The sequence below is a fragment of the Chitinophaga qingshengii genome, assembly GCF_014529935.1.
GTDB lineage: Bacteria > Bacteroidota > Bacteroidia > Chitinophagales > Chitinophagaceae > Chitinophaga > Chitinophaga qingshengii.
The window spans coordinates 2,164,736-2,184,128 of the sequence record NZ_JACVFC010000001.1 but is presented as its reverse complement, the minus strand read 5'-3'; the positions used below and the strand labels follow the sequence as shown (position 1 = coordinate 2,184,128).

The window sequence follows — 19,393 nt, the reverse complement described above, 5'->3', positions numbered from 1 at the left end:
GCGATTTCTTTTTCCACCGCTGTCATTTTCAAATATTTAACTAAAAAATCCTAATTAAATTAGCAAAAAAATGGCAAATGACCAAACCCAAATAATACCATTGACACTGCCTAAAAATTATACCCCATCCTCACCTTAATCGGATCCGTTCTCGGTACATGCTGATTATACAGAAAATCAAACAGCACCATCATATTCCCTTTCAGTTTACTATTGATTTTATACTTTTTACTAAGACCGATCAGTCCACTGGGTGTCCAGGCCTGGCCTACACCATTGGCTACGCTGGCGAAATCGGGCTGGTAGTTTTGTTCATAACCGCCATTGAGGTAAAAAGTACCTTTTAGTTTCCAGTCGATGAAAGAGCGGATACTGGCGCCCTGGCCGCTGAAATGAATGTCATTAAAACCGGTGCCCATCCCGAGTTTATAGGAGGCGCCGATACCGGCGCTGCCGTTTTTATGGAACTTATAGGCTACCTGTCCGGCGATGTCGCTGGTGGTGGGGAAAAATTTGTTGCTGCGTTGGAACTGGATATTGCTGCCGTATTCCAGCCGTTGCAGAAAACTTTTGGTTTTCATTTCTTTCGGTTTGAAATCGGGCATATCGGCGGCGTTGTCCAGGTCGGGGAATTTGCTTTTCAGTTCGTTGAGTCTGCTGCGGGCTTCGGCCATTTGTTGACTCACGGCGGCGCCGGCATTGGGACCGCTGCCCAGCCGTTGCTGGATAAGTTGTTCCACCTGTGAACGGGTTTGCAGGCCTTCCAGGCTCTGTGCGGAAGCGCTTGCGCCCTGGAGGTTAAAAAGACCGGCCAGCTGGGAGTTTTTCTGCATAAAGTCATTAAAGGCAGGTACCTTTTTAATGATCTCCATCGCTTTCTGTTCTGCTTTCTTTTTATCCTTGAATATCTCTTTATATTCTTTCAGTTGCTGGGCGTAGTAATAGGCTTCCTTGTTCATTTTCTGCAGGTCTTTGGTGAAGCCGGTGTATTGGGACAGTTGCTCTTTTAACTGTTGTTTCCGCTCACGGATAAACGATTTGATCGCTTCTGCCTGTTGCAGTTTATCTTTTAACGCATCCATGGATTGGGTGGCGTTATTGAGCTTGTCTGTAATGCCTTTGCTTTGTTTGAGCAGGTCGCCGGAGCCTTTCAGGAAAGCAAGTGAGTTTTGGAGGCTGTCGAGGTAGGGGCCGTCTGGCTGTGACAACGCGGAGGCTACCTTGTTCTTACCCAGTTTCCCTTTCAAACGCGCCTGTAAATTGCCCAGAGAGTCGATACTACGGGTGAAGATGTTTTTAGCGGCAACGCTGTCTATTTTAGACAGTTTTTTCTGCATCGCCTGTTCTTCTTTCAGGAAACGTTTCAGGGCTTTATTGGTGCGGGTGGTGACCTGTTTATTCAGCTTGTCGGCTTTGCTTTTGGCCGTGGAAATGAATTTTTCCGGTACTTGCTGCACTTTGGCGGCTACACTGTCTTTTTTTGCCAGGATATCCTGTGCAAGGAGGGGTGAACAGAAAAGCGACAGTAATATGATGATACAATAGAATTTCATATATAGGTACGGGTTAAGGTATGATGTAGGATAATGGCAATATAAATATTATTTCCCGCAAAAACAGATAAAAAAATCCCCGGCTGTTGAGGCCGGGGACATGATAATTATACTTATAAACCCTTTTACTGTTATCAGGCGCTGCAGGTAACGCAACCTTCTTCCATAGTACAAACAGCCCCTTCAGGGATATCGTCGATGGAAACGTCACCGCCTTTGGCGATAACCGGCTGGATCTGCTGACCGCCTTGTTTTTCAACGGTAAACTGTACCGCCTGGGTAGCTGCCTGGGTACGCAGATAGTACATGCCGGTTTTCAGTCCTTTTTTCCAGGCGTAGAAGTGCATGGAGGTCAGTTTGGCGGCAGTAGGTGTATCCACGAACAGGTTGAGCGACTGTGACTGGCAGATGAACGCGCCGCGATCGGCCGCCATGTCGATCAGGCTGCGTTGTTTGATTTCCCATACTGTTTTATACAGTTCTTTGATATTAGCGGGAATCTCGTTGATATTTTGAATAGAACCGTTAGCGGCAATGATTTTTGTTTTCATGTCATTATCCCACAGGCCCAGTTCTACGAGGTCTTTCAGCAGGTGTTTGTTCACCACCACAAATTCACCGCTCAATACACGACGGGTGTAGATGTTGGAGGTATATGGCTCAAAGCACTCGTTGTTACCCAGGATCTGGGAAGTGGAAGCTGTTGGCATAGGCGCCAGCAGCAGGGAGTTACGGATACCTTCTTTTACGATGGATTTTTTCAGCGCGTCCCAGTTCCAGCGGGAAGATGGTGTTACGCCCCACATATCAAACTGCAGGATACCTTTGGAGGCCGGAGAGCCAGGGAAGGTTTCGTAGTGACCATCTTTTTTGGCGAGGTCGTTGGAAGCTGTGAGGGAAGCGAAGTAGATGGTTTCAAATATTTCGCTGTTCAGTTTCTTGGCTTGCTCGCTTTCAAAAGGATAACGCATCAGGATAAACGCGTCAGCCAGGCCCTGTACGCCCAGGCCGATCGGGCGGTGGCGCAGGTTGCTGCGTTCTGCCTCTTCTACAGGGTAGTAGTTGTGGTCGATGATTTTGTTCAGGTTTAAAGTAGCCTGGTAGGTTACTTCAAACAGTTTCTGATGGTCAAATTCTCCTTCGTTCACGAAGCGGGGCAGCGCCAGGGAGGCGAGATTACATACAGCCACTTCGTTGGCGTCGGTATATTCGATGATTTCGGTGCAGAGGTTGGAGCTCTTGATGGTACCCAGGTTCTGTTGGTTGGACTTGCGGTTGGCAGAGTCTTTATACAGCAGGTAGGGTGTACCGGTTTCAATCTGCGCATCCAGGATGGCAAACCACAGGTCCTGTGCTTTCACGGTTTTGCGGGCGCGGTTTTCCTGCTCGTATTTTTCGTAGAGCGCTTCAAATTCTTCGCCCCAGCATTCGTGCAGTCCGGGTGCTTCGTGTGGGCAGAACAGCGACCAGGTGCCGTTAGCTTCTACACGTTTCATGAACAGGTCCGGCATCCAGAGGGCGTAGAACAGGTCGCGGGCGCGCATCTCTTCTTTACCATGGTTTTTACGCAGGTCCAGGAATTCAAAGATATCCGCATGCCATGGCTCCAGGTAGATAGCAAAAGCGCCTTTGCGTTTGCCGCCGCCCTGGTCCACATAACGGGCAGTATCGTTAAATACGCGCAGCATTGGGATGATACCGTTGGAAGTACCGTTGGTGCCGCTGATATAGGAACCGGTCGCCCGGATGTTGTGAATGCTTAAGCCAATACCACCGGCGCTCTGAGAGATCTTGGCGGTCTGTTTCAGCGTATCGTAGATACCTTCGATGCTGTCGTCCTGCATGGTCAGCAGGAAGCAGGAAGACATCTGCGGCTTCGGTGTACCGGCGTTGAAGAGGGTAGGCGTAGCGTGGGTGAACCAGCGCTCGCTCATCAGGTTATAGGTTTTGATCGCAGATTCGATATCTTCTTTGTGGATGCCTACAGATACACGCATGAACATGTGCTGTGGACGTTCTACCACTTTACCGTCTGTTTTCAGCAGGTAGGAGCGCTCCAGGGTTTTGAAACCGAAGTAGTCGAAGGCAAAATCGCGGTCGTAAATAATGTTGGAGTCCAGGATGTCTGCATTTTTCTCAATGATGTCCCAAACCTCGTCAGACAGCAAAGCTGCGTTCTTACCGGTTTTAGGGTCAATGTAGTTATACAGTTTGCGCATCGTTTTGGAAAACGATTTTTCTGTATTCTTATGCAGGTTGCTTACAGCTATGCGGGAGGCCAGCAGCGCGTAATCCGGGTGTTTGGTGGTGAGCGAGGCAGCTGTTTCAGCAGCCAGGTTGTCCAGCTCTGAAGTGGTCACCCCGTCATATAAACCCTGAATCACTTTCTTGGCCACATCTATTGCGTCTACATATTCCGTATTAAAACCGTAGCACAGTTTCTCAATACGGGCGGTGATTTTGTCGAACTTCACCGCTTCTTTTCGTCCATCTCTCTTGATTACGAACATGGGTTTGTGAATTTAAGAGGTTAGATAAATGATTTTGGAATGTGGGCATTTTTTGATTTTCGAATTTTGTTTGTTGAAATATTTTTAAATCTCCCAAAATCAAAAAATCCGTAAATCAAAAAATCCCCAAATAATTAAAAGTCTTCTTCCAGGCTGAAGGTCTGCGCTTCTTTGCTGCCGCCCATTACGCCTGACTTCTGATAGTCACCCACACGTTTCTCGAAGAAATTGGTCTTACCCTGCAGTGAAATCATTTCCATGAAGTCAAAAGGATTGGACGCATTGTATATTTTGCTGTAGCCCAGTTCTGATAACCATCTGTCGGCCACAAACTCGATGTACTGAGACATCAGGTCGGAGTTCATGCCAATCAGAGCTACCGGTAAGGCTTCAATAATGAATTCTTTTTCATAGGTCACGGCATCACGGATGATGGTGTGTACCTGTTCTTCACTCAGTTTTTCTGATAACATGCTGTACAGCAGGCAGGCAAACTCACAGTGCAACCCTTCGTCACGGCTGATCAGCTCGTTGGAGAAAGTCAAACCGGGCATCAAACCTCTTTTCTTCAGCCAGAAGATAGAGCAGAAGCTGCCACTGAAGAAAATACCTTCTACCGCTGCGAAAGCTACCAGGCGCTCAGCAAACGTTCCGTTCTCGATCCAGCGCAGCGCCCATTCTGCTTTTTTCTTCACAGCAGGTACGGTGTCAATGGCGTGGAACAGCCGGTCTTTCTCCGCTGCATCTTTAATATAGGTATCAATCAGCAACGCGTAAGTCTCAGAATGGATATTCTCCATCATGATCTGGAAACCGTAAAAACAACGGGCTTCCGGAATCTGTACTTCACTCATGAAATTCACGGCCAGGTTCTCATTCACGATACCATCGCTGGCAGCAAAAAAAGCAAGTACATGGGATATAAAGTGACGCTCGCCATCGTTCATATTTCCCCAATCTTTCATATCTGCACTCAGGTCAATCTCTTCTGCGGTCCAAAAACTCGCTTCATGTTTCTTATAGTGCTCCCAGATTTTGGGAAATTTGATTGGTAGTAAGACAAAGCGGTCCTTGTTCTCTTTTAAAAGAATTTCATTCTCGTTACTCATAATAATATTTTTTATTCTTCGGGTCGCGGTTTTCGGTTTTTCCTATGTGGGGTTGGTATACTGAAAATTTCGCATATCTCGCATTTACCTTCTACCCGTTTCCAGCATCTATGTCCTAAAAATCCTTACGTCCAAGGTTACAAATGTAAGCAACGACTTGAGGGAGGGCAGTTTTAGTTTTCAACAGGTGTGGAAAAAGATTGTGAACATTGTTGAAATGTAGTGCTGTAGCGTGTTTCACGCAAGTGTGCATAACGTGTATAAAAGATCTTTTCCATGTGAAAAAATGATGACATTTTGAGGAGATATATACACAATGCCTATACGGAATCCGCTAAAAGAATGATGATCAGTGCAAAAAAGGCCGCTGGCAAATTTTTGTTAAATTGAACACCGGAATATATTATTTAAAGGAATAATTCTTCATATTTACGGCTTATCAACTTATATATATGCCAGAAGAACCGGTTATTGCCCTTCATGCGGTTAAAAAGAATTACCAGGACGCGCCTGTACTGGATATCCCCCACCTGGAACTACGGGCGGGCATCTACTGGCTGCAAGGTGAAAACGGCGCCGGCAAAACAACCTGCATGAAAGTGATGGCCGGACTCATACCTTTTAAAGGGGAAATCCGCCTCCGGGGCGATGTGAGCAGCAAAGACCATCCCGTTCAGTTCCGCCGGCTGATCAACTACGCGGAGGCGGAACCTTTTTATCCCGCCTTCCTCACCGGCCGCGATCTGCTGGAACTATACCTGGGCACCAAAGGGGGCGACCGCCGGCTGATCACGGACATCGCGGAAAGAATGGGGGTGCATATCTTTGTGAATAACCCGGTAAGCACCTATTCCAGCGGGATGCTCAAAAAGCTGTCGCTGCTCCTGGCTTTTACCGGCCAGCCCGCAGTGATCCTGCTCGATGAACCGCTCATCACCATCGATACCCGCACCCTGGCCATCATGTACGACCTGGTCCGCACCTGGTCCGCCAATGGCACCACTTTCCTCATTACTTCCCACCAGCCGCTGGACCCGGAAGAGATCACCCTCACCGGTACCCTGCGGATAACGGATAAAAATATTACGCTCAATTAGTATGCGTTCAGTCACTGCCATTCTGCAAAAAATATTCACGGCCCAGTTCTATATCCAGAACACCGGCTTTTTCCTGGTGCTGTTTTACCTCCTCTTTGGCGTGGTAGACAGCGGCAGCCTGCTCAACTACCACCGCTCTCTCATGATGGGGTTCCTGGAAGGCAGCTCTTTCCTGCTGCTGGTACTGGCGCTATGGGCGCTCTATGGCCTCAAATGCGTGGGCTTCATGATGAAAGTACTGCAAAGCCAGGGATACGAATTCCTGTATCCTACTATGGGCAGCCTCGATAAAAAAACACGGTTCCGGCAATGGTTCCTGCTGCATAACGCCATCTACCTGCCGGTATGGATATATGCCGGCATCGCTGTGCTGATAGGTTTGAAACATCACTATTACGTGTCTGCCGGTATCATCCTGGTATTTAATATAGCCATGTCCGTTTGGCCGCTGGCGTTATACGACCGGAAACTGTTCCAGCCGGATATTTTCTTTTTTACCGGTTACCTGCAACGCTGGATCAACCGCCGTTTCACGAAACCGCCGGTACTGTATTTCCTGTACGAACTGTTCACCCAGTTCCCCCGCCGTATCCTCACGGCCAAACTGGTTTCTGCCATGGTGCTGTGGCTCACGTTTTTCCTCATGCATGAAGGCAACTACTTCGACCTGCGCGGCCTGCAGCTGGGGGTGATGTTAAGCGTATTACTACACCTGCAACTGCTCAGTCATCACCGCGTATTTGATGATACCTGGCTCAACTTCATGGAGAACCTGCCTGTCAGCACACTCCGCCACTATGGCCGCATGGCCGCTATCTATCTCATTATCTGGATACCGGAAATAGTGATGATTACAGTCAACGCCTATACGAAAACGTCATGGCTGTCTTTGCTCACGGTTTTCTGTATGGCGCTTTCCCTGTTGATGTTTTTCCGCTCGCTGTTATATTTTCCGAAGATGAATAACGAATTGCACGTACGATATGTACTGATCACCTGTTTTGTAGTGTTGTTCATGATACTGGGACATTATGAATGGCTGGCTATCCTGTTGCTGCAGGCGCTGTCGGCGATTGTTTTCTTCCGGCAGTATCGCCGCTATGAGCCATATATAGAACCATAGCAGCTATGCATCTTCCTGGATAAAATAAAAAACGCATGAGGGCCCATCTGTACGATGGCCCCTCATGCGTTTAGAAATATAACAGCCGCTAAGATACTTTCGGAAATCTGTCACTCAGCGTTGCCAGCGATTCCAGCAGCAACGGCAATTGTTTACGGATAAATTCATCCGTCAGGTTACCGTTTTCATCAAATTTATGTTGCGCATTGGCAATCATGATCTCAGGTTTATTTACCACATGTGCGTTCAAAAATACCATCACCTGCCGCAGATGATATTGCATCCGCGCGGTACCAACATTACCCTGACTGGCGCCTAAAATAGCGACAGCTTTTTCATTGAACGGTTTGTCGGGGTGCCTGGAAAGCACGTCTATCACGTTTTTCAGTCCACCGGGAATAGAGTAGTTGTATTCCGGCGAAACGAAAATGGCGCCGTCAGCTTGTTGTATTTTCTGTACGATGGGCACTACCTGTTCAAGTAATTCCGTATGTACGTCGGCGTTATACATCGGGATGTGGTCGTAAAAAACCTGCTCGATGGTAATGTGCGAAGGCGCCAGCAGCTGCATGGCTTTCAGGGCCATCTCATTGTAGGATCCTTTTCTCAGGCTGCCACAGAAGGCAATAAAGTGATACTTTTTCTCAACAGACATGTGATTAAATTCTTTTTTCTTTATTGATGAATTTACGATGAATAACTTCTTGTACCGGAATGTTTTCTATCTTACTTTCCAGCCAGGAAATAATATCGAGATAGAGGAATGACCGGCGCTCATATGGATCTTCGGAAATCTGCTCCAGCCTGTCTTTCAGGTCCAGAAAGGCGCTGCGCAACTCTTTGGGATTGGCGTAGATATAACGGCGCAGGAATTTCATGATCGCTTCCATCACCAGTCCAAGATCTTTGTGTTTGGAAATAAAGTGATACACGGATTTAATCAGGTATTCTACCAGACTGTAGTTCTCCAGCTCGTAATGCGCAATGAGATGCAAAATGCGGGCAAAACATTGTATATCGGCGCGCAGGTTGCCAATCTTCAGGTTGATGATTTTATTGAGATAAAAAATTGCTTTGCTGTTATCCCCACTACCGAAATATAGGCAGGCGATCTTATAATAAAACACCAGTACCCGGTGCTGATCTATTTTCAGCGTGTGATTACTGATCTCCGATTCCAGTTCAGGTACCATAGCCAAACCCTGACTGAACGTGCCTTCCAGGAAGTAACGGTTGATCTTGGCGGTGTACAGGTATACAAACGCCGAAGTACGGGTATTCTCGTGGAACTGCTCTTCATTAGCCCGGATGAACTGCTCCAGGTCACACAAGGCAGTTTTGAACTTCTCGAAATTGGACGTGTAAAAATGCGCCGTCAGCAAGTTATGCTGCGCTTTGATATACAGGTCCATATCGGTCTGTTGCAGGGTAGGATATTGTTTGAACAGGTCCACCCATTTCTGCGTGTACCGGTAGTACATCACAAAATCCTGCAGGATATAATAATACCAGCAGGAAGCCTGGTAGAGGTATATCTTCTCATAGAAGCTCATCTGCGACGCATCGCGCTGTGGCAGCTGTCCTTCAAAAAACGATTTCACCATGTCGGCGTCCCGCTCGTTACGGGCATGACCCAGTTTCAGGTAGAGGCCGTACATGCGAAGGGAGAGGGTGCTCAGGCGGCTGATATGCGTCAGCTGATGTTCTATTTGCCGGGACTCGGCACTGAGCGCTTCCGCCCGGTTTTCCAGGCTTCGGGTAATATGCCTGGATTCAATCAGTTTCTCGAACTCCACAATTTCGTAGCTCAGCATTACTTCTTCCTGCTCCACCGCCATGGTTTTGGCTTTGGCCAGGATTTTAAGGCTCTGGTTGTACAGTCCTTTATTATACAGCACCCGGGCATGGTCCAGCTGTTCCCGCAGGTCTATCAGCGGGTCCTTCTGTTTGTACAGCTGCCGCAGACTGGATAGCAGGTGTTTGTACAGGTGGGCTTTTACGTTGGATAACTGCTGCTTCTTCAGGTCCGGCACTTTCCGGAGTATCTGCTCCTCGTCGTAGTCCTTCATTTTGTCCAGCGTATTAAAAAGCTGAATGAACAAAACGTCGTCCTTGGTATTATTCTTATTAAATGCCAGCTGAAAATTCCGCTTTTCGGCTTTTGTTAGCGTTTTTATTAATATGAATAAAGCATCACTTTGACTGTTGGGCATCGTTAATAAAATCTTATAAGTTGTTGATATACAATAAATTAATGTGTATCAATGTGTTTTAAAGGTTGTAATTAAAGCAAATTTAGCGATATGGCAATTAAATATTGACCATTAGATTTGAAGGTATAAACAATTTAAAAGGAAAGCATTAAGGATGGGAAAAACGTTATTTGATAAGATCTGGGACAGCCATATCGTGATGAGTAAGCCGGAACATCCGGACGCGGTGTATATCAACACGCACTTTATCCATGAAGTAACCAGTCCCCAGGCATTCGACGGCCTTCGCAAACGTGGTATCCCGGTATTCCGTCCGCAGAAAACCAGGGCTACCGCCGATCACAACGTACCTACGATGGATCAGCACCTGCCCATCAAAGAGGCGCTGAGCCGCCACCAGGTGGAGATGCTCACCAAAAATACAACGGAATTTGGCGTGGAGCTGTACGGTCTGGGTCATCCATTCCAGGGTATCGTACACGTCATCGGACCCGAACTGGGCATCACCCTGCCGGGCATGACTATCGTATGCGGCGACAGCCATACCAGTACCCATGGTGCTTTCGGAGCGGTGGCCTTCGGTATCGGCACTTCCGAAGTGGAACAGGTGCTGGCTACCCAGTGTATCCTGCAATACAAACCTAAACGCATGAAAATAGAGGTGAACGGTACCCTGAAAAACGGCGTACTGTCTAAAGACATCATCCTCTACATCATCTCTAAAATATCCGCCTCCGGCGCTACCGGCTATTTCGTGGAATATGCCGGCGACGCTATCCGCAACCTCAGCATGGAAGCCCGTATGACCATCTGTAACATGAGCATCGAAATGGGCGCCCGTGGCGGCCTGATCGCTCCGGATGAGACTACCTTCAATTATATTAAAGGACGCCAGTTCGCCCCACAGGGCGCCGACTGGGACAAAGCGCTGGCTTACTGGCAAACGCTTTACTCCGACAGCGACGCGCAGTTCGATAAAGTCCTCACTTTCGACGCCGCTGATATTGAACCACAGATCACCTATGGTACCAATCCCGGGATGGGTATGGGCGTTAGCCAGCACATCCCCTCACTGGAACAGGTAGAAGAAAAAGAAAGACCTTCTTTCAAAAAATCCCTCGATTACATGGACCTCGAGCCCGGCAGCACCCTGCTCGGCAAAAAAATCGACTATGTATTCATCGGCAGCTGTACCAACTCCCGTATTGAAGACCTCCGCCTGGTGGCCGATTACGTGAAAGGCAAACGTAAGGCAGACGATGTGGTGGTATGGATCGTACCAGGTTCCAAACAGGTAGAAGCACAGGCCAAAGAAGAAGGCATCGACAAAGTCTTTGCTGCCGCCGGTTTCCAGCTCCGTGAACCAGGATGCTCCGCCTGCCTTGGTATGAATGAAGACAAAGTGCCTGCCGGTATGTATTGCATCTCTACCTCCAACCGCAACTTTGAAGGACGCCAGGGGCCTAACGCCCGCACCTTCCTGGCCAGTCCGCTCACAGCCGCGGCGGCTGCCCTCACCGGCAGGGTAATGGACGTGACAAAAAATATCTAAATATCAAAATATCAAAATGGAGTGGAACGCCGACTTATACAAGACCAAACACGCCTTTGTGTTTGAATATGGTAACAGCCTGATCGGTGATTGGCTACAACCGCAAGCCGGGGAAGATATCCTCGACCTGGGCTGTGGTACCGGTGAACTTACCGCCCAGTTGGCTGCCACCGGCGCCAGGGTGACCGGCCTCGATGCTTCGCCCGCTATGGTTGCTACTGCCAGGGAGTCATTCCCGGAAGTTACCTTCAAAGTAGGCGATGCCACCACTTTCTCCCTGCCACAGCAGTTCGATGCTATTTTCTCCAACGCCACCCTGCACTGGGTACGGGAAAAGGAGAAAGCCATCAGCCGGATGTACGCCCAATTAAAAAAAGGTGGCCGGCTCATTATCGAAATGGGGGGCAAAGGCAATGTAGACAGTATCCTGCGTACGCTCGACCGCGTGATGGCAGCGAAAGGTTACCAATACGAGCCCTTCTGGTATTTCCCGTCACCCGGTGAATACGCCACCCTGCTGGAAAAGGCCGGCTTCCGTGTGGAAAGGGTCCATTTCTTTGACCGCCCCACCAAACTGGCCGATGCGCAAAATGGTATCATCGACTGGCTGGAAATGTTCGGACATCACTTTTTTGCCGGCTTGCCGGAAAACGATAAACAGGCAATCCTGCAGGAAGTACAGCAGGAGCTGGCCCCGCAGGCTACCCGCAACGGACAGCTGTATGCGGATTATGTGAGATTACGCGTGGCCGCCATAAAAATCTAATAGTCATTATTATTATGAGCAAAATATTTCAACACCTTGTTTCAGCTGCGGTACCTGTACCCATTGAAAATATCGATACCGACCAGATCATACCGGCACGCTTCCTGAAAGCTACTACCCGCGAAGGTTTCGGTGAAAACCTGTTCCGCGACTGGCGTTTCGATGCCAACAATCAGCCGAAAGCTGATTTTGTGCTCAACAACCCTGTCTACAGCGGTAAAGTGCTGGTAGCCGGTAAAAACTTCGGTTGCGGCTCCTCCCGTGAACACGCTGCCTGGGCGCTGGCAGACTATGGCTTTAAAGTAGTGGTGAGCAGCTTCTTCGCAGATATTTTCAAAAACAATGCGCTCAACAACTTCATTCTGCCCGTACAGGTCAGCGAAGATTTCCTCGACAAAGTTTTCAAAGCCATCGAAACAGATCCGAAAGCACAGATAGAAGTAGACCTGGAAAACCAGTTTATCCGCATCGTAGCTACCGGTGAACAGGAAAGTTTCGATATCAACGCTTACAAAAAAACTTGTCTGCTCAATGGTTACGACGACATCGATTATTTGCTGAGTCTTCGTCAGGATATCGAACAATATGAGGGTACCCGGGCGTTTAATTTCTAACAATCACTAAAACAACAACATAAAAAGCAACCTCCTGATATGGGCGTAGAGAAGAAAATATTGGTAATACCCGGCGACGGCATCGGCCAGGAAGTAACCACCTGGGGACAAAAAGTACTGACTGCGGTAGCCGCTAACTATCACCACCAGTTTACGTTTGAAGAAGGCATCATGGGCCACGTAGCCATCGAAGCCACCGGCGACCCGCTGCCGGAAGAAACGCTGCAGAAAGCCAGAAACAGCGATGCTATCCTGTTCGGCGCTATCGGCCACGCGAAATACGACAACGATCCCACGCTGAAAGTAAGACCGGAACAAGGTCTGCTGAAGATCCGTAAAGAACTGGGCCTGTATGCCAATCTACGCCCTATCAAACTGTTTGATGAGCTGCTGGAAGCTTCCAGCATCAAACCGGAAATACTCCGTGGTGCAGATATCCTTTTCTTCCGCGAACTCACCGGCGACGTGTACTTCGGCGAAAAGAAAAGAACAGAAGACCGTAACACCGCTTCCGACCTGATGATCTATCATCGTTATGAAGTGGAACGTATCGCCCGCAAAGCATATGAAGCCGCCCGCACCCGCCGTAAAAAACTTTGCTCCGTAGATAAGGCCAACGTACTGGAAGCCAGCCGTCTCTGGAGAGAAGTGATGCAGGAAATAGCCAAAGAATATCCCGATGTGGAAACAGAACACATGTTCATTGATAACGCTGCCATGCAGCTGATCAAGGACCCGAAACGTTTCGACGTAGTGGTAACAGGTAACCTGTTCGGTGATATCCTGACCGATGAAGCGTCCCAGATTGCCGGTTCCATGGGTATGCTGGCTTCTGCCTCCGTAGGCGATAAAGTAGGCTTCTATGAGCCTATTCACGGTTCCGCACATGATATTGCCGGTAAAGGCATTGCCAATCCGCTGGCATCTATCCTGTCTGCCGCCCTTATGCTGGATATTTCCTTCGGCCTCAAAACCGAATCACAACGGGTGATTAAAGCAGTAGAAGCCACGCTGCGCCAGGGTTACAGGACCATGGACATCGCCAATAAACATACTGAGAACGAATTCATCATGGGAACAGACGCCATGGGCGCTAAAGTCCTGGAAAACCTGAACTAATTTCTTCATAGAAAATATTACACTATCATGGATAAAAATCGTGTATACGTCTTTGATACCACGCTGCGTGATGGCGAACAGGTGCCTGGTTGCCAGCTGACTACCGTCGAAAAAATTATTGTAGCAAAAAAACTGGAAGCATTGGGTGTAGATATCATCGAAGCCGGCTTCCCCATCTCCAGCCCTGGCGATTTCCAGAGCGTGGTGGAAATATCGAAAGCAGTAACAGAACCCGTTATTTGCGCCCTTACCCGTGCAAACACCACCGACATTGACGCGGCTGCGGAAGCGCTGCGTTTTGCGAAACGCAAGCGTATCCATACCGGTATCGGCTCTTCGGACATGCACATCAAATTTAAATTCAACAGCACCCGTGAACAGATCCTGGAACGCGCGGTGGCTGCGGTAAAATATGCCCGTAAATTCACCGATGATGTGGAGTTTTTTGCGGAAGATGCGGGTCGCGCGGATAATGCTTATCTCGCACAGATGATTGAAGCGGTGATTGCAGCCGGTGCCACTACTGTGAACATTCCGGATACCAACGGTTATTGCCTGCCCGATCAATACGGCGCAAAAATCAAATACCTGGTAGATCACGTTTCCAATATCGATAAAGCGATTATCTCCGTTCACTGCCACAACGACCTCGGTCTGGCTACTGCCAACACCATCGCCGGTGTAATGAACGGCGCCCGCCAGGTGGAATGTACGATCAACGGTATCGGCGAACGCGCCGGCAACACTTCCCTCGAAGAAGTGGCCATGATCCTGAAAACACACCACGGAATGGGATATCATACCAATATCAACTCCAAAGGCATCTACGAAATCAGTACACTGGTAGAGAAAATGATGCGTATGCCGGTGCAGCCAAACAAAGCTATCGTAGGCCGCAACGCCTTCGCACACAGCTCCGGTATTCACCAGGATGGAGTGCTGAAACACCGGGAGAACTACGAAATCCTCAACCCGGAAGACGTAGGTATCAACTCCAATTCCATCATCCTCACCGCCCGTAGCGGCCGCCATGCGCTGAAACACCACCTGGAAAGACTGGGCTACAAAATGGAAAAAATCAATCTCGATGAAGTGTACCAACGTTTCCTCGAAATGGCCGACAACAAAAAAGAAATCAGCGATGCAGACCTGCTGCAACTGATGGGCGACGGCGATAATAAAAACTACGATGATAAAGCCATTAAAGTAACTCTGTTACAAGTAGTATGCGGTGATCCGCTACGTCCGATGGCTACCGTAAAACTGCGTATCAACGGAGAAGACCGCGAAGCCAGCGCCGCCGGTAATGGTCCGGTAAACGCTACCATCAATGCTATCCATGCTATCATCAAGGATGAAATTGAACTCGATGAATTCAGCATCCAGGCCATGCATGGCGGTAGTGAAGATGTAAGTAAAGTAAATATGCGCGTAAAACACAAAGGACAGTCCTTCTATGGTTTCGGTTATTCTACCGATATCGTGAACGCTTCTGTACACGCTTATGTAGATGCGCTGAACAAGATATACTAACTATTGCCAACAACAGGTAAAACGGAGTTGCGGTGTATAACCGGCAACTCCGTTTTTTATTCGAAATGGGTTGTAGCATAGTTTTTGCAGAAAGCGTTCCCGCAAACAACTAAGATCACTTAAATTACCCATTATGAATTTTAACCATGTCTTTTTTGGGGTCGTATTTTTTTTCTTAGCGACGGGATGTCATAAGACTCCCTGTGTCGACCATTATTACCCACCCTTGAAAGCCGCCCGTGTACAAGGCGCAGCGGACAGCCTCCGTTTTAACATCAGTTATTACACCACCCGGTGTGAACGATTCGGCGGTTTTGAAGACCGTGACTCTTCCGGTATACACGTGATATACCTGAAATCCCTGAGTACAGGATGTGATTGTTCAGACACGCTTCACATGGAACAAGTGCCTTACGCCTTTAAAACACCGGCGGCTGGCACGTATTATTACAAATGGGGCCCGTTTGATGGGGCTATTGATACCATCGTTATCAATTAAAAAAAGATATCCATGAGCGGATATTTTTTGTAATCAGGAAGATAAAAATGCCACCATTCTGTGCGGGACCCCTTGAAACCGTGTTGTTTCATGGTCTCGCGCAGTAATTGGCGATTAGCTGCTACCACCGGATCTGCAGGAACATAATTCTCATGCGCCTTTTTGGTGAAATCATCGAAGTCCGTTGGCATCGCCACGGGCTTTCCTGTTTTAAGATCGGCCATCGATAAATCAACGGCTACGCCGCGGTTATGCCCTGATCCTTTGCGGGGATCGGCTGCGTATAGGTCGTTGGGCACTATTTTAAACATCTCCTCCGTTACCCGGTAGGGGCGATAGGCATCGTAGATCAGCAGCGTATATCCCTTCCTGTTCAGCACGGCTTGTACGGCCTTTAGTTTCTCCGCTGCCGGCCGGCGGAGATAGATCTTCGTGTTGGTATACAACCGCTGTTTGGTGAAATTATTGGTGGTGGCATAACGCACATCTTTCCGGATATGCGGGATAAACTCCTCCAGGTCCACCAGCTGCTGGCTGCCGTCCTTTTTTACCAGTTGCTCATATTGGGCTGTATTTTCTACTACCGGCAATCCATACTTATTGGGCTTGATCTGCTGGGCGACAGCGCCCTGCACGAGGCCCCCCAGCAAGGCCGTTAATATTAGTCTTCTCATGACATCTATAGATGAAAAATCTCGCATTAGCTCCGGAAATTATTGAATTTTGCGAGAAAATAGGCAAGAAAGTATGAAATACAGTGAAAATACAATTGTAAACCGCGTTGTAAATTAGGTATTTTAGAACCCTTAAATTTTTTAATATGGAGCTGTTCAGATTAGATCACAAAGTGGCGGTTATCACCGGAGGTGGTAGCGGCATAGGACAGGCGATCGCCAAAACTTTTGGCGCCCAGGGTGCAAACGTGCATATTATAGAGCTGAATGAAGAAGGGGGCCGCCATACGGCGGAGGAAATTAAGGCAGCAGGCGGACAGGTAACCGTACATGCCTGCAACGTAGCTGACCAGGCGGCGGTGATCAATGTGATGGACAGCATCGCGCAACAGGCCGGTAAACTGGATATCCTGGTGAATTGCGCCGGTATCGCACATGTGGGTAACCTGGAAAATACAGCTGAACAGGATTTTGACCGGGTATACCAGGTTAATGTGAAAGGTACCTATAACTGCATGTATGCGGTGATTAAACAAATGAAAGCCCAGGGCGGCGGCGTTATCCTCAATGTGGCTTCCATCGCTTCCAGCGTAGGTATCCCCGACAGGTTTGCCTACTCTATGAGCAAAGGCGCGGTACTCACCATGACCCTCTCCGCAGCCAAAGATTACCTGGGCAGCAATATCCGTTGCAACTGTATTTCTCCGGCCAGGGTACATACTCCGTTTGTAGACGGTTTCATCGCCAAAAATTATCCCGGTAAAGAAGCCGAAATGTTTGATAAACTCAGCAAAACCCAGCCCATAGGCCGTATGGCCAAGCCGGTAGAAGTGGGTCACCTGGCCCTCTACCTCTGCTCCGATGAGGCAGGATTCATCACCGGAACGGATTATCCGATCGATGGCGGGTTTATCAGGTTAAATAATTAATAGATTGAATGTGATGAATATAGCTGAACGTTATTATCTTTCAACCTATTCATTCATCAATCATTAATAACGATTATGCAACATTTTCGTGGATGGCTGGTAGGCATGGCAGCAATTGCCTTTACCGCCTGTAATTCGGGAACCGGAACAAAAAATAACGGCACTGAAACAGCTGCTACTGCTTCCATTACACCTGCTACGCCAGCAGGCACAGTGGACGTAGCAATTACAGGCAGAGATAAAGACACCCAGCAGATCACCATTAAGTTTCAGATAAAAGATCTGAAAAAAGAAAAAAGTTTTGAACAGGTAATATTAAAAGACGCACCAGATGCGGAAGTCTTTAAAGTACTGTGGGACCAGCCCAACAGCGCCTATATCGGCGTGCTGAAGGCTAACCACGCCGTACGGTATTACCATGCCAGCCAGGAAGGCAACGACCTGAAAATCCTGTGGGCTACCGCTCCGCCGGAACCCATCTGGAAATACATGGAAAACACCATGGGCCTGGGTAAAGTATCGGCTACCGGCAATCTGACCAAAAAGTACAGCAAAAACATGCAGTCGGGCCAGATCATTGCCGATTTCGTTGCGGAAATTAAGCCGGACAACAGTCCCGACAGCGTGGAGCTGTATGTGGAATTCGGTGGCGTACAAAAAAGCATGTACATCGGTATCCCAACAGGATATCAGCCTACCATCCAGCAAACTTCCGAGGCGGACCACGTTTATTTTTCCCTCGTAAAAGATGGCAAGGCAGAACCTTTCATCGATCTGAAGGTAGACAATGGCCGGCTGCAGGTGAAAACGCTAAAAGAAATCAAGAAAGACTAAAGGATAACAATTAAAAATATTGAAATGAAACTGATCAGGTTTGGTTTACCGGGACAAGAGAAACCGGGCATTGTTACAGCAGCAGGCATGTTTGACGTCAGCGCTTTTGGAGAAGATTTCGGCGAACAATTTCTGGCTACCAACGGCCTGGAACGCCTGTCCCAATGGTGGGAACAAAACGGCGCTTCCTGTCCGCAGGTACCTGCCGGTACCCGCCTGGGCGCTCCCTTTTTACGGCCTTCCAAAATCGTGTGCATCGGTCTGAACTACGCCGACCACGCCCGCGAAACCAATGCACCGATCCCTACGGAACCGATCGTGTTTTTCAAAAGCACTACCGCCCTGGTAGGCCCTAACGATGACCTGGTCATTCCACGCAACAGCCAGAAAACAGACTGGGAAGTGGAACTGGCTGTGGTAATCGGTAAAAAAGCCAGCTATGTGGAAGAAAAAGACGCCCTGGACTACGTGGCCGGCTACTGCCTGCACAACGATTACAGCGAGCGCGCTTTCCAGCTGGAAAGAAACGGTCAGTGGGTAAAAGGCAAAAGCTGCGACACCTTCGCGCCAATGGGCCCCTGGCTGGCTACGAAAGACGAAATCGCAGACGTGAACAATCTGCGTTTATGGCTCACCGTTAACGGCCGGAAAATGCAGGATGGCAACACCTCCAACTTCATCTTCAATGTACAGAAAGTGGTGTCCTACCTGAGCGAGTTCATGACCCTGCTCCCGGGTGATGTGATCTCCACCGGTACACCGGCAGGTGTAGGCCTCGGTATGAACCCGCAGGTATACATCAAACCAGGAGATGTGGTGGAACTGGGCATCGATGGCCTGGGCACTTCCAAACAAACAGCCGTAGCTTATAAATAACCGCTTATGACACGTTATTGCCTGGCACTGGACCTGGTCAACGATCCGCAGCTGATAGCCGAATATGAAAACTATCACCGGGACGTATGGCCGGAGATCAAAAAAAGCATCACCGACAGCGGTATCCAAAACATGGAAATCTATCGCGCCGGTAACCGCTTGTTTATGATCATGGAAGTAAACGATACCTTCTCTTTTGAACGCAAAGGCGCCATGGATGCTGCCAATCCTACAGTACAGGAATGGGAACAGCTGATGTGGAAATACCAGCAGGCATTGCCGGTAGCCAAACCCGGAGAGAAATGGATCATCATGGATAAGATTTTTGATTTATAAATTTTTTGATTTTCGATTTTTTGATTTCGGGGAGCCAAACATAATCTCCACAAAAT

At 48.4% G+C, this 19,393-nt stretch carries 18 protein-coding genes; 12 read left to right on the top strand and 6 right to left on the bottom strand.

The window, feature by feature from the left end; all coding sequences use genetic code 11:
- Positions 1–110 precede the first annotated feature (110 nt).
- The 3 genes from ICL07_RS08310 to ICL07_RS08300 all read right to left on the bottom strand — a co-directional run bounded on the left by ICL07_RS08310 (position 111) and on the right by ICL07_RS08300 (position 5,172).
- A complete protein-coding gene (locus ICL07_RS08310; protein ID WP_188087453.1) occupies positions 111–1,553 on the bottom strand; it encodes a coiled-coil domain-containing protein in 1,443 nt (480 codons plus the stop codon).
- A gap of 134 nt (positions 1,554–1,687) precedes the next feature.
- Positions 1,688–4,063, bottom strand: coding sequence for a ribonucleoside-diphosphate reductase subunit alpha (locus ICL07_RS08305; RefSeq protein WP_188087452.1), 2,376 nt, complete (start codon positions 4,061–4,063; stop codon positions 1,688–1,690).
- A 134-nt stretch (positions 4,064–4,197) separates the two neighbouring features.
- A complete protein-coding gene (locus ICL07_RS08300; RefSeq protein ID WP_188087451.1) occupies positions 4,198–5,172 on the bottom strand; it encodes a ribonucleoside-diphosphate reductase small subunit in 975 nt (324 codons plus the stop codon).
- Between the two features lie 452 nt (positions 5,173–5,624).
- Between ICL07_RS08300 and ICL07_RS08295 the strand changes: the two genes are divergently transcribed.
- Both ICL07_RS08295 and ICL07_RS08290 read left to right on the top strand, forming a co-directional pair.
- On the top strand, positions 5,625–6,269 hold the full coding sequence (locus tag ICL07_RS08295) for an ABC transporter ATP-binding protein (protein WP_188087450.1): 645 nt from the start codon (positions 5,625–5,627) through the stop codon (positions 6,267–6,269).
- Between the two features lies 1 nt (position 6,270).
- Positions 6,271–7,392 (top strand): hypothetical protein, encoded by a 1,122-nt coding sequence (locus tag ICL07_RS08290; RefSeq protein ID WP_188087449.1) that lies wholly within the window; start codon positions 6,271–6,273, stop codon positions 7,390–7,392.
- Positions 7,393–7,480: 88 nt separating this feature from the next.
- On the opposite strand, the gene ICL07_RS08285 is transcribed toward ICL07_RS08290, so the two are convergent.
- Both ICL07_RS08285 and ICL07_RS08280 read right to left on the bottom strand, forming a co-directional pair.
- Positions 7,481–8,047 (bottom strand): NADPH-dependent FMN reductase, encoded by a 567-nt coding sequence (locus tag ICL07_RS08285; protein WP_188087448.1) that lies wholly within the window; start codon positions 8,045–8,047, stop codon positions 7,481–7,483.
- A gap of 4 nt (positions 8,048–8,051) precedes the next feature.
- Positions 8,052–9,461 carry a hypothetical protein gene (locus ICL07_RS08280; RefSeq protein ID WP_246484992.1) on the bottom strand — a complete coding sequence of 470 codons (1,410 nt, stop codon included), beginning with the start codon at positions 9,459–9,461 and terminating at the stop codon, positions 8,052–8,054.
- A gap of 298 nt (positions 9,462–9,759) precedes the next feature.
- On the opposite strand from ICL07_RS08280, the gene leuC reads away from it, so the two are divergent.
- The 6 genes from leuC to ICL07_RS08250 all read left to right on the top strand — a co-directional run bounded on the left by leuC (position 9,760) and on the right by ICL07_RS08250 (position 15,688).
- Positions 9,760–11,157: a 3-isopropylmalate dehydratase large subunit gene (gene leuC / locus ICL07_RS08275; RefSeq protein WP_188087446.1), complete on the top strand. Its 1,398-nt coding sequence runs from the start codon at positions 9,760–9,762 to the stop codon at positions 11,155–11,157.
- 16 nt (positions 11,158–11,173) lie between these two features.
- Positions 11,174–11,923 carry a class I SAM-dependent methyltransferase gene (locus ICL07_RS08270; protein ID WP_188087445.1) on the top strand — a complete coding sequence of 250 codons (750 nt, stop codon included), beginning with the start codon at positions 11,174–11,176 and terminating at the stop codon, positions 11,921–11,923.
- 14 nt (positions 11,924–11,937) lie between these two features.
- On the top strand, positions 11,938–12,537 hold the full coding sequence (gene leuD / locus ICL07_RS08265) for a 3-isopropylmalate dehydratase small subunit (RefSeq protein ID WP_188087444.1): 600 nt from the start codon (positions 11,938–11,940) through the stop codon (positions 12,535–12,537).
- Between the two features lie 39 nt (positions 12,538–12,576).
- Positions 12,577–13,656, top strand: a complete 1,080-nt coding sequence (gene leuB / locus ICL07_RS08260) for a 3-isopropylmalate dehydrogenase (protein WP_188087443.1) — start codon at positions 12,577–12,579, stop codon at positions 13,654–13,656.
- Positions 13,657–13,683: 27 nt separating this feature from the next.
- Positions 13,684–15,189 carry a 2-isopropylmalate synthase gene (locus tag ICL07_RS08255; RefSeq protein WP_188087442.1) on the top strand — a complete coding sequence of 502 codons (1,506 nt, stop codon included), beginning with the start codon at positions 13,684–13,686 and terminating at the stop codon, positions 15,187–15,189.
- 226 nt (positions 15,190–15,415) lie between these two features.
- The gene (locus ICL07_RS08250; RefSeq protein ID WP_188087441.1) at positions 15,416–15,688 is read left to right on the top strand and encodes a hypothetical protein; all 273 of its coding nucleotides are present in this window, start codon (positions 15,416–15,418) and stop codon (positions 15,686–15,688) included.
- Here ICL07_RS08250 and ICL07_RS08245 read toward each other — a convergent pair.
- Positions 15,685–16,362 carry a M15 family metallopeptidase gene (locus ICL07_RS08245; protein ID WP_188087440.1) on the bottom strand — a complete coding sequence of 226 codons (678 nt, stop codon included), beginning with the start codon at positions 16,360–16,362 and terminating at the stop codon, positions 15,685–15,687. The two genes, ICL07_RS08250 and ICL07_RS08245, sit on opposite strands and share 4 nt — an antisense overlap.
- 146 nt (positions 16,363–16,508) lie before the next feature.
- Here ICL07_RS08245 and ICL07_RS08240 point away from each other — a divergent pair, with 146 nt between their 5' ends.
- From ICL07_RS08240 to ICL07_RS08225, 4 genes are all read left to right on the top strand, one after another.
- Positions 16,509–17,291, top strand: a complete 783-nt coding sequence (locus tag ICL07_RS08240) for an SDR family NAD(P)-dependent oxidoreductase (protein ID WP_223151776.1) — start codon at positions 16,509–16,511, stop codon at positions 17,289–17,291.
- A 75-nt stretch (positions 17,292–17,366) separates the two neighbouring features.
- Positions 17,367–18,125 (top strand): hypothetical protein, encoded by a 759-nt coding sequence (locus ICL07_RS08235; protein ID WP_188087439.1) that lies wholly within the window; start codon positions 17,367–17,369, stop codon positions 18,123–18,125.
- 24 nt (positions 18,126–18,149) lie between these two features.
- Complete coding sequence (locus ICL07_RS08230) at positions 18,150–19,001, top strand: fumarylacetoacetate hydrolase family protein (protein WP_188087438.1); 852 nt, start codon at positions 18,150–18,152, stop codon at positions 18,999–19,001.
- A gap of 6 nt (positions 19,002–19,007) precedes the next feature.
- Positions 19,008–19,337 carry an L-rhamnose mutarotase gene (locus ICL07_RS08225; RefSeq protein WP_188087437.1) on the top strand — a complete coding sequence of 110 codons (330 nt, stop codon included), beginning with the start codon at positions 19,008–19,010 and terminating at the stop codon, positions 19,335–19,337.
- Positions 19,338–19,393: the final 56 nt, after the last annotated feature.

Bases quoted from the DNA above. Each gene is read 5' to 3' on its own strand.
- ICL07_RS08310 (WP_188087453.1), bottom strand. From the start codon at position 1,553: ATGAAATTCTATTGTATCATCATATTACTGTCGCTTTTCTGTTCACCC.
- ICL07_RS08305 (WP_188087452.1), bottom strand. From the start codon at position 4,063: ATGTTCGTAATCAAGAGAGATGGACGAAAAGAAGCGGTGAAGTTCGAC.
- ICL07_RS08300 (WP_188087451.1), bottom strand. From the start codon at position 5,172: ATGAGTAACGAGAATGAAATTCTTTTAAAAGAGAACAAGGACCGCTTT.
- ICL07_RS08295 (WP_188087450.1), top strand. From the start codon at position 5,625: ATGCCAGAAGAACCGGTTATTGCCCTTCATGCGGTTAAAAAGAATTAC.
- ICL07_RS08290 (WP_188087449.1), top strand. From the start codon at position 6,271: ATGCGTTCAGTCACTGCCATTCTGCAAAAAATATTCACGGCCCAGTTC.
- ICL07_RS08285 (WP_188087448.1), bottom strand. From the start codon at position 8,047: ATGTCTGTTGAGAAAAAGTATCACTTTATTGCCTTCTGTGGCAGCCTG.
- ICL07_RS08280 (WP_246484992.1), bottom strand. From the start codon at position 9,461: ATGAAGGACTACGACGAGGAGCAGATACTCCGGAAAGTGCCGGACCTG.
- leuC (WP_188087446.1), top strand. From the start codon at position 9,760: ATGGGAAAAACGTTATTTGATAAGATCTGGGACAGCCATATCGTGATG.
- ICL07_RS08270 (WP_188087445.1), top strand. From the start codon at position 11,174: ATGGAGTGGAACGCCGACTTATACAAGACCAAACACGCCTTTGTGTTT.
- leuD (WP_188087444.1), top strand. From the start codon at position 11,938: ATGAGCAAAATATTTCAACACCTTGTTTCAGCTGCGGTACCTGTACCC.
- leuB (WP_188087443.1), top strand. From the start codon at position 12,577: ATGGGCGTAGAGAAGAAAATATTGGTAATACCCGGCGACGGCATCGGC.
- ICL07_RS08255 (WP_188087442.1), top strand. From the start codon at position 13,684: ATGGATAAAAATCGTGTATACGTCTTTGATACCACGCTGCGTGATGGC.
- ICL07_RS08245 (WP_188087440.1), bottom strand. From the start codon at position 16,362: ATGAGAAGACTAATATTAACGGCCTTGCTGGGGGGCCTCGTGCAGGGC.
- ICL07_RS08240 (WP_223151776.1), top strand. From the start codon at position 16,509: ATGGAGCTGTTCAGATTAGATCACAAAGTGGCGGTTATCACCGGAGGT.
- ICL07_RS08235 (WP_188087439.1), top strand. From the start codon at position 17,367: ATGCAACATTTTCGTGGATGGCTGGTAGGCATGGCAGCAATTGCCTTT.
- ICL07_RS08230 (WP_188087438.1), top strand. From the start codon at position 18,150: ATGAAACTGATCAGGTTTGGTTTACCGGGACAAGAGAAACCGGGCATT.
- ICL07_RS08225 (WP_188087437.1), top strand. From the start codon at position 19,008: ATGACACGTTATTGCCTGGCACTGGACCTGGTCAACGATCCGCAGCTG.